We start from the raw sequence: 14,284 nt of genomic DNA, 5'->3' as shown, positions 1-14,284 counted from the left end.
AACTCCGGGTATCTTCATTGGAATTCCAATGAGGACCGAGGCTCCTTCGGTCACGACATCAAGCAGGCTATGGGCCTTAATCACGCCAATCAGCGTGACAAGGGACTCGTTAGCGTCCGCAAGGGCGTACATCGCTGCTCTCGAAGACCAGATCCCTGAAATCCAGGGTTCTGTAATCCTAGCCAAGAGAGGCAACATCGACACGGCCGCCTACGTCGAAGCATTGACCTCCCAACTAAATACCCCGAATTCGGGGGAAATGAAGGTTGTCCAAACCCGACGCGGTCCCGGTGGTGGTACTTGGGAACACCCTTCGTCTTCCGCGAGGATGGCTACTTCAACATGACCGTCGCAGCGAAGCACTTCGGGAAGCGGCTGGATCACTTCACTGTTGCAGTGGAGACAAGGGCGTACATCGCTGCTCTCGAAGACCAGATCCCCGAAATCCGGGGTTCTGTGATCCTAGCCAAGAGGGGCAACATCAACACCCCGATGGTCGGAACTTGGGCACACCCTAAGCTGGCCGTGTTCTTCGCCCGTTGGCTCGACGTCAAGTTCGCTGTCTGGTGCGACATGATGATCGACGACATCCTGACCAAGAAGGCCGAGGTGACGATCACCAAGCCGGAACAGTCGGCTGTGCTGGCGGTGGGACTGCCGGATACCTTGGTCGCCCTGCAGCAGACCACACAAGAGACCCCCCAAATCGCTTTCTAGCGGTCGACATATCGTCGACATAGGGTAGCCTGCCTCGGCCCCTGAAAGCGGCTCCTAGGCCTTCTCCGTTGACCGGAAGACGGGTGGTCTGGTCGGATACAGTCCCGGGTGCCACAAGCGGTAGACACAAAGTGTAGGAATGGCTGGAAGGCCTTTGGAGGCTCTACAAGCGGTTTGAAGGTCTTGGATGTAGGGTGGTTAACCCGAGCGGCTGATCGTCGACTGTAGGTCCACCTAGGTGGACTGGAAGACAATCCAAGGATGGGGAAGACAAGTCAGGATGAAGGGGGAACTATCAGTCCCTACTGCTGGAGAGGGAGGATGTAGGCGAAGCCGTAATCATCCGACCGGGGAGGCTGACCCCTTTAACCTCTCTTCCATCCCATCAATCAAGAGAGACCATCATTGATTGTCTTCCTCAGTGATGAGGGTGGAGGGTGGCTACAGCATGGGGTGACGGATCAAAGATCCGTCCTGAAGGTGGTCATGCTGAAGGACACTTACAGTCCCTCTTCTAGTCTCTTTTTCTGTCTTGTTTTGTTATGTAATGTTATGGCTTAGCATTTGCTTCTTCACTTGCTAAGCATTTGCTTAAGCATTTGCTTGGTCATTTGCAAAGCATTTGCTTGAGCATTTGCTAGAAGTCTTCATCGTCGTCACCCACATTCCCGGCTGGGTTCTCGCTCTGCTTCCGCCTCCGTCCCCCTTGCTGCCCAGCTGCTCTCCGCTTCTGGCTGATCTCTGTCGCCTTCCTTTGCTGCTCAATCAGTTCGGGAATGATCAGCCCCTGATCGGTCTTCAGGAACCCGAAGTCTCCCTCCAGTAGCTCCAGAAGGCCTTTGTCGGTCTCCTTCACTCGGAGGATTTTGGACACAGTCCGCATCGGCAAAGGGGCGCACCCATTGCTGTAGAAGTGACTCCGAAGGATCAGCCAATAGCCGATCTGCCCGGGACTTAGGGTGATCGAATAGCGGATCACGTCGTTGTGGTTTACGGGGTGCCAGTGAAGTGCCTTGCTGGCTTCGTTCTTGGTTGTCGTCATTGCTTGCTTCCTTGAATGTGTGTGGTGTCAGTTGGTGGTGTCTTGCTCGGCTTGCCTATGGAGCAGGATCTGGTCGAGCGTTTTCAGTGCGGCTGTGTACTCACGGTGGATTGCCGACAGGGAGGTTCTGGTGTGTATCCACATGAAGTCCTTTGTCGGCACCCACTCACCGTGCGGGGCTTGTTCAACGATCCCGCCTTCGGCCAGCTTCGGAATCAGTCGGCGGACGTTGTCGGGCCTCCTGTCGAGCATGAAGGCGTACCACTTGCACAGCTGGTTCATGTCGGGAGTGAAGGAGCCGCGCTTGTTCCTGAAGCTGAGAACGAACTCGGCAAACTGTCGGACCTCGTCTCGGAGTGCTGCCAAGGCTCTCTCTCGCCTCGTGTGTGCGTTGGCTCGAACCTCCTTCCTCCGCTTGTGGGCCTGAAGGGCATCGCTCAGTTGTCCTTTCGGACGCAGGACAAGGGGCTTCTTGCTTGGCTTGATCTTCGGGTGAAGGCTGCAGATGTGCACTCCCCGTCTGGCGTGGTCCCGCGACCAGTTACCCCCGGTCCTGATGCCGGTGGCCAAATGTCTCCCGCACAGCTGACAGATCGGGTTACCGTCCTCGTCGAACTTCGGTGGGGCTGGCATCACTCCCGGAGGGATCTTGTCTTCATCTCTTTTGCTCATCGTTGGTAATCCTGCGGATCGGGACGTAAAAAATCCCCCCACCGGATGACCGGCAGGGGGAAAACATTCCACGAATGTGGATGGCAAGAAATCAGATCAGCTTGAGTCGTCGAGCGTTGGACAGGCTCATCGGCGGATAGCCGGGGATGTCGACATACTCCCGACCTGCAGGAGTCTTCTTCATCGTCACCCCCTCGGGCAGCTTCGGCTGGAACCTACCGGACTTCATGAACTGGTCGGCAAGATCCCGGTAGTAGGACTTGTCGCCCGTCTGGAGGTGTCGGAGGTAGCCACCGATTGACCGGTGTCGGTCGACGTTGTCCCGCTCGAACTCCCAGACCTGCTCAGGATCGAGACCCATCGAGGACAGGAAGTCGTCCGCTTGTGCCTTGTAGCGGTCGAAGCAAGCGTCGATGTTCTGTTGCAGGGTCTCGAGACTCACGCCTTCAGCGATGGCGACCGCCTTCAGTTGAGACTCGGCGCTCCCCGAGAGGTAGGCAGCGGCAGCGGTCATCGGGTCAATCCTTGCTTCCCTGAAGGATGCGTCAAGGTCGGTCAGGAAGGCTGCGGGCTCACTGTCGGGAACATCGAAGTGGTTCTCCTTGTAGGCCTTCTGTTCCGCTTCCGACTTCTGCTCGGCTTCCGCTCGGATCTCATCCTGGGACACTTCACGGTAGGATCCATCGGCCTCCTGTCGGACGATACCGGCAGCGATAGCGGCCCTGATCGGCATCTGTACCCGACCGACAGTGATCCGTGTCTCAGGCGTCAGTGTCCTTGCGCGTCCGCCTCCCGGCTTCTGTGCAGTGGCAAAGACTCCGGTCGCGTCATAGTCGGGAACGAGGTCAGCCTCGGACCACGTAAGTCGCTCGTAGGACTGGACATTGATCTCGGGGGCTTCGGCCTGCTGAATGTCGCTCATTGGTGGTTACTCCTCGTCCCTCTTGGGGATCTGGCAGTAGGCCTGCGAGGTCAGCATGATTGCCAGACGCACGAAGGCGGACTTGTTCATGGGAAAGCCCGACTTGATCAGGGAGTCGACACCCTTCTGAAGAGCTTCGTGCTCCTCTGCCGACAGGTGGAGACCAAGGTGGTGGGCCTTCTTCTCTGTCGAGAGGACAGGGGCGATCTGGATCGGACGCGGTTGAATTGGCCCAAGCAGGGCGCACAACTGTTCGTGAGGTGTGGTGTGCATTCGGTGTCTCAGTGAGTTACGGGAGGAGGTCTGCCAGTCGGACGGGCTTCTGGTCTTCTGGGTCGGCAATGAAGGCCGGGATCTGGTGGATCAGGCTCTCGGTCTTGCCGAGGATGTCGGAAAGCTTCTTCGGGTGGACATGGAAGACCACGCGAGGCAGCGGACTGGATTCAAGCCACTGGCCGGACTGTGAGGCGATACGAACGCCGTCCTGCGATATTTGAACAGCCTTGCTCACACCATCAGGGGTGCAAGCGATGCGGACAGCCCAGACCGAGAAGGACTTCGGGTTCTGATAGGTCAGCTGCCGGTGGGAGTCTCGAAAGCTCATGGGAGGACGTCTGCCAGTAGCTTGCCGTCGTCGAAGGCTCGAACTTGGGACAGGTAGCTGTCGGTCGCACCGGCACCGAGGAGGATCGAGCCGATCTGCTGGTCGACCTTGAGATAGACGGTCGGGATCTCGGCAGCGTTGAGACCTCGGTCGCTCTTGAGGGCTTGCCGGTTGGCATGGCCGGAGATCTTGCCGGTGTGGTCTGAATAGAGGGTGACCAAGTAGGCCGAAAGGGATGCGGGGTTCTGGAAGTGGAACTTACGGAGGGACATTGCGTGGTCCTTGAGGAGTTGAACTGAAAAAAGGAACAGGCTCAACCGACCGTTTCCCAAAGCCCAGAATGCGAAACAGGGGCGCACATTGAAGTGCAACCCCTGAATCGACACACACCAAGGAATGGAGCAACGTCAGTAAGCCAGTACAGGAAATATCTCCTGCATTAATTCAACCTCTCGTAAGTATCTGAAATCTAAAAGGTTACTGAGCGCCTTTCAGATACGTGTAGAGCGTCTCTCGGCTGATCCCGAATTCCTTCGCCAGTGCCGCTCTGTTCCTGCCTCCGTTCTCTTTGTCTCGGGCCAGCAGCTGGGCCACCTTGGTGTCATCCAAGGCCTTCTTGCGTCCCTTATAGACACCCTTGGTCTTCGCAATGGCGATCCCTTCGCGCTGACGCTCTCGGATCAACTCCCGCTCGAACTGTGCGACAGCCCCCAGCATCGACAGCAGGAGTTCTGCCATCGGGTTCTTCTCCCCGGTGAAGGTCAGCCCCTCCTTCTGGAACTGGACAACGACACCCCGACCGGTCAGCCCCTTCACGATGGACCGCAAGTCATCAAGGTTCCGGGCTAGTCGATCCATCGAATGGACGACCAAGGTGTCACCCGCTCGGACGTGTGCCAGTGCTGCCTGAAGTTGGGGGCGCTCGGTGTCCTTGCCGCTGGCCTTGTCTGTGAAGACGAGATCGACGACAAGCCCGTCAAGCTGGCGGTCTGTGTTCTGGTCGACCGAGGAGACCCGGATGTATCCGACAGTCTGGCCCTTGGGTGTCTGGTTGGTGTTCATGGTGTCGCCTCCTGAAAGTGTCAGGATAGACTCTAAGACCCACAAATCAGAGTGTCAAGCAATGGCAGAACAGACCCTAGATACACACATTAGAGCGCAGTGTCTGACGTCAGGTTAGGGTGTAGCTCAAACGGACAGTGTGTCCCAGGTTGGAGAGGTGCTGCTGTTCCCGGCTGGGCTGGACGAGAGGTCGCAGTCGGTCTTGCTGCCGGTAGGCCTAGGAAAAGGAGAGGTGCCGCTGGGAGGGGGCTACTGGGCCGCCGGGGGGTAACTGGAAATCCGCGCTGGGGAAGATATGGTCACGGAAATTTTCAGGAAAAACTAAAGCTACGGACAACTTCGCGCCTCTTCATCTTGCGGTAATTGTCAGTAGTGGCCTCTGTCCGGTACGCTTGTTTCGTCACCTGCAGTTGGGCACGGTGATCAGCTAAAGTCCACAAGACCAAAACTGGGCCATCCGGGGTTGGGAATCCACACCGCGGAATAAATGAGAACGGAAGTTTTTAGGGAAAACTGATACTTCGCGCAAAAAACAGCCTGTATATAGTCAAAAATAGAGCTTGACGCACAAGCCTTTATTTTAACTGTTTGTTTTTAATGGCTTTAATTTTTTTGCGGAATCGGCGTGCCGGATGTACGCTTATCGTGCTCCGTGCAGTGGGGCACGGTAGTCAGTCGAAGCCCACAAGGCCCAACGCTGAATTCAACCGAGCAAAAGGAGAAGTCAAAATGACAGAAGCTATTGTCATCTTGAAGTTGCTTGTCGCACTGATGAGTGAAACAAGCAAACTGCTCCTGACTGCCACCCACTTGCTGGTGTTTATTCAGCAAGTGTTGGAGGTGTTCCACCACCTCCTTGGTGGCATCAGGTAATTTCAAACGTATCTACCTCGTTCCCCGGTCGTGATGGCCGGGGTTTTTTTTGGTAGCAGTGAGCTACCAGTTGACAGATTACGGATCGATCTATCGGGCGTCAACGAGGGATTGCCGTAGGCCTAGTCGTTTTCGTGAAATTTTTGCTGCTCGTAGACGAGCAAGTCGCGTCAATTTGTAAAGTCCTTTGGATACCTGACCTTCTCCAGTGCCTCTCGCATCACCTCCAAGTTGGCCCCTCCAGAGTACAGCCCATATGTGATGCGTGGCTTGTCGTGTCCGACAATGTCTGCCGTCAGGTTCTCACTCACTCCTGCGTTCTCCAGCAGGGTGACCACGGTCTTCCGTATCGAGTGGAAGACCTGCTTCTCGCCATACCCTGAAGCGTCCTTCAGTCGCCCGAAGCGTTTCCCGACAGCGTTGGACCGGTCGTTGTACTTGTTGAACGTCAGGCCCGACAGGAGGTAGCCGTCGGTCGACTCCTTCGTCAACCTCTCGACCGTGTCTATCAGTGATGAGTGGATCGGAATGGTCCTCACCCCTGCGGAGGTCTTCGAGTCGGTGATCTTCAGGAAGTCGAGACCAACATCCGAGACCTTGAGGGAGCAGATCTCCTCGATTCGTGCGCCGGTATAGGCACCGATCAGGATCAGGTCGGCCAGCTGGTGGTCCTTCTTCTCGGTGGCCTTCTGATGGAGCTTCATGACGTCTGCAGGATGGAACGGTATCCAGCCATTTTTGGAGGAGGTCTTGCTCCGCTTCGACTCCTTGGCGAAGGAGGGGACAACGAACGGTGAGTCACTGTCGGCGGACACTTCCTGTGTCTCCTGCAGGTATCGCCAGAAGTTCCGACAGAACCCGACAATGCGCCGGATGGAGGAGGGGGACAGTTGCTCTGGTCCTGTCGACAGTCCTTCAAGCCACTTGCGGACGGACTTCCGGTCCAGCCCCTCGGTGGTCGGAAACTTCTCAACCATGCGACCGACGTCTTTCACCATCTGATCGATTGTCTTCGGTTCCAGCTGCAGGCCTGCCTTCCACTCGGGAACAATCAGAGCCAACGCTCGGCGCTGCCCTGAGGCGATGTCGTAGAACTGCTTGGCGGTCTGGAAGCCTTTCACCGGTTCGACAACGGTCTCGACATGCTCCAGTAGGATGGACTCTGCAAGATCCTTGTCGTCGTATTGCTCGACACTTCGTCGCCAGTTCATGGCTTCGTTCAGGAAGGGATCAGACGTCCCTCTTGCTTGGGCAATCTCCGCTTTCCACTTGGCGACCACGATTGCCGCTCGGCTCTCAGCGGTCCTCTTGTCGGTTGTCTGGAGGGACTGGAACAGCTTCGACTTGCCCAGCTGAAAGCGGACATCTTCGGGGACATGGAGCGTTGCATACCAGACGTTTCGACGCTTCTCGATATTCGGCATTGCAGTGATGAATAGGTCTCGGGAGTGGTGAAGTTACCACACGGAGTTACCACACGCTATACCTCTGAAAGCCCACAAATGCCGTGGTTGTTGGGCTTAAGGGTCGAAGTGCGGAGTGTCCCACCCTCTCCGCCAGTAACACCATAACGGCGCTATCCGGCGCCGTTTCTAGGTAAAGCGCGTCTAGCGCTTCTGCACGTGGTGTTACTCGGTGGCGTACAAGCACCAGCAGCATTTCTGATTTTTAGGAGATGTTGCGATGAGTTACTTGACGTTTCACCACGGTTCCTACTACTTCCAGCTTCGCGTCCCCAAGCCCCTCGTTGAGCACCACGGTCCGCTGATCCGAACCAATCTTCAGACCGTAGATGAGCGTTTCGCGAAGATAGTTGCGCTCAAACTTGCAGGCGACTGGCTCTCTCGTTTCGAAGCAGATCTCGCTGGTCTGGCTTCATCCGCGGTTGAAGCGATTGGATCTTCCCTTGCGCCTCAGCACGTGGACATTTCAACCACGAGAAACGACAACGACGTCAGTATCGGATCCATTCCCTCACCGCTACCGAAGCGAAAGCCGCCCGCATCGGCTGCCAACACAGTATCTGACGACAGCTTGCTCGTTGGTTGGAAACGCATCGATCCCGACCGCGCGTCAACGACGGTTCGGGAAATGCGTGCTGCGATCCGTTTCTTTCGTGCCCAATGCAAACTGCCTTGGTCCGAAGTGACCCGTGCAGACATCGCAAGTTTTCGCGATCAACAGCTAAAGAAAGGGCTTGCACGAAAGACCGTTGCGAAACGTGTCGGCATGATCTCGACGCTGCTTCAGACCGGTTTCGATGCCGGGGTATTGCCCTCAAATGTTGCACGAGGCCTCAAGATACCCAAGGCGGACATCCCAACAATCGTGCGCCGAATCTTCACGGCTAACGAACTCACCCGCTTGTTTGATCTCCCTGCCTATCGAACGGGTGTTCGCCCTGCTGGCGCCGGCGGGGAGGCGTGCATCTGGATCCCGATGATTGCCCTCGCAAGTGGTCTGCGGCTTGAGGAGATCGCACAGCTTCGTACCATCGACATCCTGAACGACCCCGAGCACGGCGTACTGATTCGCGTCACAGATGAAGATCCCGAGCAGCGGGTCAAGACCGAGGGCTCAAAGCGGATCGTTCCAGCCCACGCTCAGTTGATCCAGTCCGGGTTCGTAGATTACATCTCTGACGTCCGCGCAGCTCGGCAAAAGTGGCTATTTCCCGCACTTGACCCTGACCACGACGGTCGCCGAGGCGCGAACTTTGGGAAGTGGTTCATGCGCCAACTGCGCTCCAGAGGTGGGGTGAATGTTCAGGATCCACGACTCGTCTTTCATTCATTTCGCCACACGTTCAAGACGCTTTGCCGTGCTGCAGAAATTTCTGAAGACGTGCACGACGCGTTGACCGGGCATGTTTCGGGTTCAGTCAGTCGCACGTATGGCGAAATGCCCATTGCTCCACTCGTTCGTGCTGTTGAACGGATCAAGCTTCCTGTCAACCTGCCGCGAATTGTGGGAGGTGTTCGCAATGACTGAGCTCGCATGTTTGTCGTATGAGCAATCTCGGCTGTATCGGAAAGCGACCAAAAGAATACTGAAAAGGCAGATAACCGGGTTTGTTGACTGTGCCCTTCGCGCGCCCGGGCTCTGGACCCGTTTATGTATTGAACCGCTGGTGCGTCGGCACATTGCAGTAGATCAGGGTTGGAATACGGCGGTCTCTGGGCTTGCTGGCTCGTTAGCTGGTTTTGCTGCGGATCTTGATTGCCTCTTGTGTCGCGGATATCAGAATGCGCTGGAGGTCTGGCTTGAAGTGCCAGACCTTTGCGAGCAGTACCTCGAGCACGGGTTCCTCAACCTGACTTTCGATTTTCTTTCCATTGATCTGAATGGCACCGACGCTGCCTGCAAGGGGTCTCTACCGCCAAAGCATCATCTCGAAGTATGCATCCTGCAGCTAGTTGCTCTGGATGCACAAGCGTCTCGTGCCTTGGATGTATCCGCGAGCATCCCGCTTTTGGCTGACGCAATCAGGCGGCGCTCCGTGGGCTGGCCGACTGTTGGGGGCGAGGTGTTTCTCTTGCCCGAGTTGATGTTCGCGCGTTACCTAGAGCACCAAAGCGAAAGCTTCGAGGTTCGTGATCCGGCTAGCAGCCTGGTGAGCTTCGAGCTCGTTTCAAGGGGCGTAATCTTCCACTTCGACAGCGCATGCGTGAGCGATGATTCAGCGCAAAGAGGCTGGCATTACGTTGAACTCAGCGCGTCGCTCATTGAACAGCCCGGAAGTGTCGTTGCATTCATGCAGCACGTTCGAATCCAGCTGCGGCGCGCCGGGGTCGGGCGAAGCGAAGATGCGCCCACGCTTGCTCAGTTACTCAGCCCGACCTCGCTCTGGCACGGCCCGGAGGGTACATGATGCCCCCCTCAGCTTGTCATTTCCGAACGGGCGGGTTGAGTGCCGATAACGAGACTGTTCAGGGTCGGGGCTGCACACATCAGGTCTTCAGCCGTCAACAGCTCAGCGGGATCGTAGTGCCGGTCGTGTATGTCGATGTCCGCGTGCCCGAGGAGACGCCGCCGTACACGCGGATCAACTCCAGCGCGGCGAAGGTTCACCCCGGCAGTGTTGCGCGTGGATTGGAGAACAAGTCTGCGATCAGATGTGATCATGCGGAGGGTGCGGTTGAGACGCTTGCTCTCGGCGTTCCCCAAGTGCCCGTACTTGTCAGGGGTCGCATCAGGAAAGAGCTTTTCACCGGACGCCACTCTCGCGTCGATCCACTTTCTAAACTCCGTGAGCCCAGTGAGGTCGATTGGGATCTCACGGACCGATGTGCCGTTTTTCAGAGTGTGCTCATCATCGCTGAAAGCCACGGAGAACTGATTCCCGGCGAGATGCTCAATATCCGTCGCTTTCAGTTGGAGGACTTCGCCCAGTCGTGCACCGGTGAGCGTCATGAGCTCCACCAGGCGGACGTCGTCCTCCGGAAGCTCGCGGTCTTCAATGGCTGTCCGGAAGGCCTGAAGCTCTTTGCCCGTGAACGGGTGTCTTTTGCGGTGCACGAGGGCAGTCCGGGGAACGAAGCGTTTGCACAGTTTTCCCCCTGCTTCCGAAACCGGCGTTATCAACGATGCCAAAATCGTCAGTTTGTCGCGAATTGTAGTTGCCGTGTTTCCATCTTCTTGCCACTGAAGTGCAAGGCGTTCGAGATCTGCCACGGTCAGCAATTCGACAGGCCGTCGTTGCAGCACGACCGCAAGCTGGAGCGCGATCCGCTCAAACTTGGCGCTTGTTTTCGGCCGAACCTGCTTGCCGAGCCGTTTGAGCCGATCACGCCACAGGGTCTCGAGTTTTGCCGCATCTGTACCGAACACTTCGACAAGGGGCAGCATTTCGTCCGCTTTGACGCTCAAGTCCGTCAACTTTCGCGTGCCGTCGAGAACATCGAGCCAGTGTATCGAGATTGCAACCTGATCAGCATTGAATGCATCAACGAAGGCCCGCTTCTCAAGCTCACTCATGTCGAAAACAACCGAGTGGTTTGCTTCCAGTTCGCGAAGGGCACACGTAGCCGCAGTCGTTTCTGCGCGTCTTGCAGCATGCTTGAGCGCCAGAAGCGTCCTGCGACTATCGCTTTCCTCCCGGTCCCAAGCGTCTGCACCGGACGTCCGAAGTGCATCGAGTCGCCGCTTCAATGCTCTAAGGTGGACTGCTCGAATCGACGCAAGCACTCGGTCGGTCATTCGTTCGTCGATGTGAATGCGTTCTGTCTTGACGCGCTTCCGCATAGACTGTCGCTCGACCGTGGATATGCCTCTTGCCTCGGCAAAGCGATTTATCCAAAGCACCAACAGTTCCCGCGCACGAAGTTTTGCAGCCCCCTCCGATACTTTGCCGATCGCGACTCGGATCGTCGTTCTGTTCCCGAAGTTGGAACGGAGTCCAGTCGGCACCCGGATCTGAAAAACCCACCGTTCTCGCTTGGTCTCATACGTCAAGTAGTTCGCTTTACTCATTCAACGTCTCACGGACCCTCCTCGTATCAGCAGCGAGACGAAGGGGGTGCGTCACGTGTTTGTGAGCTGCTGACGGAAAGTCTAGCGACTAGGGCGCGGTTTACGCGGGGCGGAACGAAAATAGTGCGCTGAGGGGATAAGTCATGGGGAAGCAGAAAAAATCTCAAAGAGTGGCGTCATTGGCTATACGGAGTGCAGTCTTCACTGATGGACCCTCCGGCAGGTTGGTCGGACTGCCGCCCCCGGTCGACGCGCTCATTTCGCTCCTCGTCGAACGTCTCGTGCTTGATCTTGAGCATGCGAGGGCGACGTCAAGATCTGGAGAAAATACGGAATGAGTACTTCGGCAACACTGCTGCAAGTGGCAGCGACTAGTTTGGCGTTCTATGCGCGCTACTCTGATGAATCACAAAGCCCGACGTCGATCGACGATCAACTTCGACGTTGCAGGGACATCGCCGATCGGCACGGTTACCCGACATCCAACGCCCTGGTATTTACTGACGAAGAAGTGTCGAGCTTTCGAGCTGACAAAGCTGCGTCTCGCGAGGGCTATCGCAAGCTCATGGAGGCCTGGGAGCAGGGGCGGATCGACATACTGATCGTCGATGAACTGAGCAGACTTGCACGGAACGGGCGCCAGCAACTCGAGCTGTTTGAGTCGATCGACTCGACCGGGGTCCGCTTTTTAACAGCGAACGGGATTGACTCAGCTCTTGAGGGTTGGCGGTTGGTCTTCAACATACAAGGCATGATGGCTCAAGAGGAGAGCAGAGCGACGAGCTTTCGCGTGATACGCGGGATGCGCGGGCAGCTTGAACGCGGCTACATGATTGCGCAGCCCCCGATCGGCTATCAATCAGAGCGGGTCTTTGAGAATGGCCGCGAGCTCGGTACAAGGTGGAGTGTAGATGAGGCAAGTGCCAGCCTCGTGCGTGAAATGTACGCGCGGCGCGGCAAAGGTGAGTCGTTCGGAAGCATGGCTGCTTGGCTCAATGGGTGCGGAGTTCCTACGCCCCGCAACGGTCGACTGTGGCGAGCGGCTGGCATACAGCGGCTGCTAGAGAACACAATTTATCGCGGTGAATTCATTCTGAACGGTAGCTCATTCGCGAAAACAAAGGCGAGGAAGCTTCGGAAAAAAGCAAAATTGGCCCCGCAGGCGGTCTCGTTCGATCGCCCGCTGCTCAGGATTGTTTCCGATGAAGTGTGGTACGCAGCTCAACCCCGTTCAAGAAGTGGTGAGGGACGCACTCAGTACGGAGGTGGGCGAAATATCTACTCGGGGTGGATGCGCTGTGGTCACTGTGGTTCTTTGCTATCAGCGACGTCAGGCGGAAGCGCGTTCTCGTGCGGGGGGTGTATCTCGAACCGGCGAGCGGCTGATCCGGCGGCACCTGCTGCGGTTCCCACAATCTCGAAGAGAGGCATCGAACAGGTCGTTCGACACGCCCTCAGCTACACGCTGAGTGCTGATCGGTTGGACGAGCTTCGTAAGCGCTTGAAGGAGCGCCTTGCCGAGGACCCTGAGTCCGAACTCAAACGACTGCGGCTTGCCCGTGAGCACGCGAAGCAACGTGCGCAGAGGGTGCTGCGCTTGATCAGCCTGGATCCCGAGTCGGACGAGCTGGCGGAGACCGAATACGCCGCAGCAAAGGATGCGTTGAAAGTCGCGGAGCAGGCGCTCAAACGAGCGGAGGGGTCCGCAGACGTGCTCCTGAAGCGAGATCTGGTGGCCCAGTTGAGCCTCACACCTGAGGATTTGGCCGGGAAGCTGCTTGATGGGGAACTTGAGGTCGCACATGTCAGAACTGTTCTATCTAAGCTTTTCTCGTACTTCGTGCTGACCGGACGGGAAGGCCGTGTCTCGATTTTTTATATCGAGTTTAGGCCGGGCGTGGCTGCCGCATGGCTGACTGATAGTGCCGTTGTGGACGAGAGCATTTGCGCCCTCGAAGTGCGCATATCGTGCAGCGCAAAACGGCCGGTCGAGTGGAAACTTGAGACGCAGCGGGTCAAGCCGCGCTCACCGCTACCCTCAGGTCCGGGTCACGAGGTCAATCGCAACGTTCCATAACGTAACGGGGCACAAACTACACACGCTGGCGGACGCAAGAGATGCGACAGACGACGATTACAGCGGCTGAAGTAAGAGGGCATGCGGAGCAGATGCTTGCACGGGGTGAGCATCCGACCGCGCGCGCTATGCGCGCAGCGCTAGGTCGGGGAAGTATGGATACCATACTGAGGTTTCTGAACGAGTGGAGCGAGGTGCGTGAGCGGCAGAAACTCTCACCCGTAACACTTCCGGAGGAGATCGAGCGCGGGATTCAGAGCTATCTCGTTGAGCAGGTTTCTCGTGAGACAGCCGGGCTTCGCCTAGCGCTCGACGCGTCGCGTCGCGACAATTCGGACCTTCTTGCGGAGTCGGCGGACTTGCTTGCCCGCTTTGAGATGAGGGAGCAGGAGATCCAGCGGCTTCAGGATCATTTGTCGAAATCAGATGGTCAGCTCTCGCTAATCAGGCAAGAGCTTAGCGAATGGCAGCTGCGGGCGTTGACGGCTGCCGAGGCTGCTGCTGCGTTACGTGCCAAGGTAAAGGAGGCGGAGGCGCTATCCGCAAAGGTAGCCGAACTTCAATCAAATTTGGAGTCAGAACGGACATCGCGAATGGCTGCAGAAGTCATCGAACTGCGGCGGCGGTTGGCACGACCAAAGCAACGCAGTGCAAGCAGCTAGCTGTGCAGTCTCGGGAGTAGGGGTAATCTCAATCTTTTGGCATGGTTTCGGGACTGCACGAGGGTTGCGAAGGTTCTCCAGTGGCTACGAAATACGCTCTCATCGTCGCAGTGGTGACTTGAGCCAAAGATTTTTAGCGCCAGTACGATTTGTAAGCCAAGGCCGAAGGCTGGTCGTCGGC

At 57.0% G+C, this 14,284-nt stretch carries 15 protein-coding genes; 6 read left to right on the top strand and 9 right to left on the bottom strand.

Translation table 11 applies throughout. The features are described 5' to 3' along the window. Nucleotides 1–300 precede the first annotated feature (300 nt). The gene (locus tag AC22G6_RS18395; RefSeq protein WP_487367984.1) at nt 301–717 is read left to right on the top strand and encodes a KilA-N domain-containing protein; all 417 of its coding nucleotides are present in this window, start codon (nt 301–303) and stop codon (nt 715–717) included. Between the two features lie 637 nt (nt 718–1,354). Here AC22G6_RS18395 and AC22G6_RS18390 read toward each other — a convergent pair. The 7 genes from AC22G6_RS18390 to AC22G6_RS18360 form a co-directional block, all read right to left on the bottom strand. Beyond that, nucleotides 1,355–1,759 carry a hypothetical protein gene (locus AC22G6_RS18390; protein ID WP_487367983.1) on the bottom strand — a complete coding sequence of 135 codons (405 nt, stop codon included), beginning with the start codon at nt 1,757–1,759 and terminating at the stop codon, nt 1,355–1,357. A 27-nt stretch (nt 1,760–1,786) separates the two neighbouring features. After that, on the bottom strand, nt 1,787–2,431 hold the full coding sequence (locus tag AC22G6_RS18385) for a hypothetical protein (RefSeq protein ID WP_487367982.1): 645 nt from the start codon (nt 2,429–2,431) through the stop codon (nt 1,787–1,789). Between the two features lie 91 nt (nt 2,432–2,522). Continuing rightward, nucleotides 2,523–3,353 (bottom strand): hypothetical protein, encoded by an 831-nt coding sequence (locus AC22G6_RS18380; RefSeq protein ID WP_487367981.1) that lies wholly within the window; start codon nt 3,351–3,353, stop codon nt 2,523–2,525. A gap of 6 nt (nt 3,354–3,359) precedes the next feature. Beyond that, nucleotides 3,360–3,626 carry a hypothetical protein gene (locus tag AC22G6_RS18375; protein WP_487367980.1) on the bottom strand — a complete coding sequence of 89 codons (267 nt, stop codon included), beginning with the start codon at nt 3,624–3,626 and terminating at the stop codon, nt 3,360–3,362. A gap of 16 nt (nt 3,627–3,642) precedes the next feature. Further along, nucleotides 3,643–3,957 (bottom strand): hypothetical protein, encoded by a 315-nt coding sequence (locus tag AC22G6_RS18370; RefSeq protein WP_487367979.1) that lies wholly within the window; start codon nt 3,955–3,957, stop codon nt 3,643–3,645. After that, nucleotides 3,954–4,229 (bottom strand): hypothetical protein, encoded by a 276-nt coding sequence (locus AC22G6_RS18365; RefSeq protein ID WP_108974332.1) that lies wholly within the window; start codon nt 4,227–4,229, stop codon nt 3,954–3,956. The genes AC22G6_RS18370 and AC22G6_RS18365 overlap by 4 nt, the downstream gene beginning before the upstream one ends. Nucleotides 4,230–4,434: 205 nt before the next feature. Continuing rightward, nucleotides 4,435–5,019 (bottom strand): recombinase family protein, encoded by a 585-nt coding sequence (locus AC22G6_RS18360; protein WP_487367978.1) that lies wholly within the window; start codon nt 5,017–5,019, stop codon nt 4,435–4,437. 729 nt (nt 5,020–5,748) lie between these two features. Here AC22G6_RS18360 and AC22G6_RS18355 point away from each other — a divergent pair. Next, nucleotides 5,749–5,892 (top strand): hypothetical protein, encoded by a 144-nt coding sequence (locus tag AC22G6_RS18355; RefSeq protein ID WP_487367977.1) that lies wholly within the window; start codon nt 5,749–5,751, stop codon nt 5,890–5,892. A gap of 170 nt (nt 5,893–6,062) precedes the next feature. Here AC22G6_RS18355 and AC22G6_RS18350 read toward each other — a convergent pair whose 3' ends face one another. Next, a complete protein-coding gene (locus AC22G6_RS18350) occupies nt 6,063–7,316 on the bottom strand; it encodes a tyrosine-type recombinase/integrase (RefSeq protein WP_487367976.1) in 1,254 nt (417 codons plus the stop codon). A gap of 259 nt (nt 7,317–7,575) precedes the next feature. On the opposite strand from AC22G6_RS18350, the gene AC22G6_RS18345 reads away from it, so the two are divergent. Together AC22G6_RS18345 and AC22G6_RS18340 are read left to right on the top strand one after the other, a co-directional pair. Continuing rightward, nucleotides 7,576–8,883 carry a tyrosine-type recombinase/integrase gene (locus tag AC22G6_RS18345; RefSeq protein ID WP_487367975.1) on the top strand — a complete coding sequence of 436 codons (1,308 nt, stop codon included), beginning with the start codon at nt 7,576–7,578 and terminating at the stop codon, nt 8,881–8,883. Further along, nucleotides 8,876–9,763: a hypothetical protein gene (locus AC22G6_RS18340; RefSeq protein ID WP_487367974.1), complete on the top strand. Its 888-nt coding sequence runs from the start codon at nt 8,876–8,878 to the stop codon at nt 9,761–9,763. Before AC22G6_RS18345 ends, AC22G6_RS18340 begins: the two co-directional genes overlap by 8 nt. Before the next feature lie 8 nt (nt 9,764–9,771). On the opposite strand, the gene AC22G6_RS18335 is transcribed toward AC22G6_RS18340, so the two are convergent. Next, a complete protein-coding gene (locus tag AC22G6_RS18335) occupies nt 9,772–11,364 on the bottom strand; it encodes a tyrosine-type recombinase/integrase (protein WP_487367973.1) in 1,593 nt (530 codons plus the stop codon). A gap of 334 nt (nt 11,365–11,698) precedes the next feature. Here AC22G6_RS18335 and AC22G6_RS18330 point away from each other — a divergent pair, with 334 nt between their 5' ends. Both AC22G6_RS18330 and AC22G6_RS18325 read left to right on the top strand, forming a co-directional pair. Then, entirely contained in the window at nt 11,699–13,441 is a 1,743-nt protein-coding gene (locus tag AC22G6_RS18330) for a recombinase family protein (protein WP_487367972.1), read from the top strand. Nucleotides 13,442–13,482: 41 nt separating this feature from the next. Further along, on the top strand, nt 13,483–14,103 hold the full coding sequence (locus tag AC22G6_RS18325) for a DNA-binding protein (protein ID WP_487367971.1): 621 nt from the start codon (nt 13,483–13,485) through the stop codon (nt 14,101–14,103). The last annotated feature ends 181 nt before the right edge of the window (nt 14,104–14,284 follow it).

It is taken from the genome of Parazoarcus sp. PS-13 R2A, from assembly GCF_057621855.1.
Note: the sequence above shows the minus strand (reverse complement) of the source record. Positions and strands in the feature narration are given on the sequence as shown.

What these genes read in the sequence shown, in the direction of transcription:
- AC22G6_RS18390 (WP_487367983.1), bottom strand. Translation starts at nt 1,759, where the DNA reads ATGACGACAACCAAGAACGAAGCCAGCAAGGCACTTCACTGGCACCCC.
- AC22G6_RS18385 (WP_487367982.1), bottom strand. Translation starts at nt 2,431, where the DNA reads ATGAGCAAAAGAGATGAAGACAAGATCCCTCCGGGAGTGATGCCAGCC.
- AC22G6_RS18380 (WP_487367981.1), bottom strand. Translation starts at nt 3,353, where the DNA reads ATGAGCGACATTCAGCAGGCCGAAGCCCCCGAGATCAATGTCCAGTCC.
- AC22G6_RS18375 (WP_487367980.1), bottom strand. Translation starts at nt 3,626, where the DNA reads ATGCACACCACACCTCACGAACAGTTGTGCGCCCTGCTTGGGCCAATT.
- AC22G6_RS18370 (WP_487367979.1), bottom strand. Translation starts at nt 3,957, where the DNA reads ATGAGCTTTCGAGACTCCCACCGGCAGCTGACCTATCAGAACCCGAAG.
- AC22G6_RS18365 (WP_108974332.1), bottom strand. Translation starts at nt 4,229, where the DNA reads ATGTCCCTCCGTAAGTTCCACTTCCAGAACCCCGCATCCCTTTCGGCC.
- AC22G6_RS18360 (WP_487367978.1), bottom strand. Translation starts at nt 5,019, where the DNA reads ATGAACACCAACCAGACACCCAAGGGCCAGACTGTCGGATACATCCGG.
- AC22G6_RS18355 (WP_487367977.1), top strand. Translation starts at nt 5,749, where the DNA reads ATGACAGAAGCTATTGTCATCTTGAAGTTGCTTGTCGCACTGATGAGT.
- AC22G6_RS18350 (WP_487367976.1), bottom strand. Translation starts at nt 7,316, where the DNA reads ATGCCGAATATCGAGAAGCGTCGAAACGTCTGGTATGCAACGCTCCAT.
- AC22G6_RS18345 (WP_487367975.1), top strand. Translation starts at nt 7,576, where the DNA reads ATGAGTTACTTGACGTTTCACCACGGTTCCTACTACTTCCAGCTTCGC.
- AC22G6_RS18340 (WP_487367974.1), top strand. Translation starts at nt 8,876, where the DNA reads ATGACTGAGCTCGCATGTTTGTCGTATGAGCAATCTCGGCTGTATCGG.
- AC22G6_RS18335 (WP_487367973.1), bottom strand. Translation starts at nt 11,364, where the DNA reads ATGAGTAAAGCGAACTACTTGACGTATGAGACCAAGCGAGAACGGTGG.
- AC22G6_RS18330 (WP_487367972.1), top strand. Translation starts at nt 11,699, where the DNA reads ATGAGTACTTCGGCAACACTGCTGCAAGTGGCAGCGACTAGTTTGGCG.
- AC22G6_RS18325 (WP_487367971.1), top strand. Translation starts at nt 13,483, where the DNA reads ATGCGACAGACGACGATTACAGCGGCTGAAGTAAGAGGGCATGCGGAG.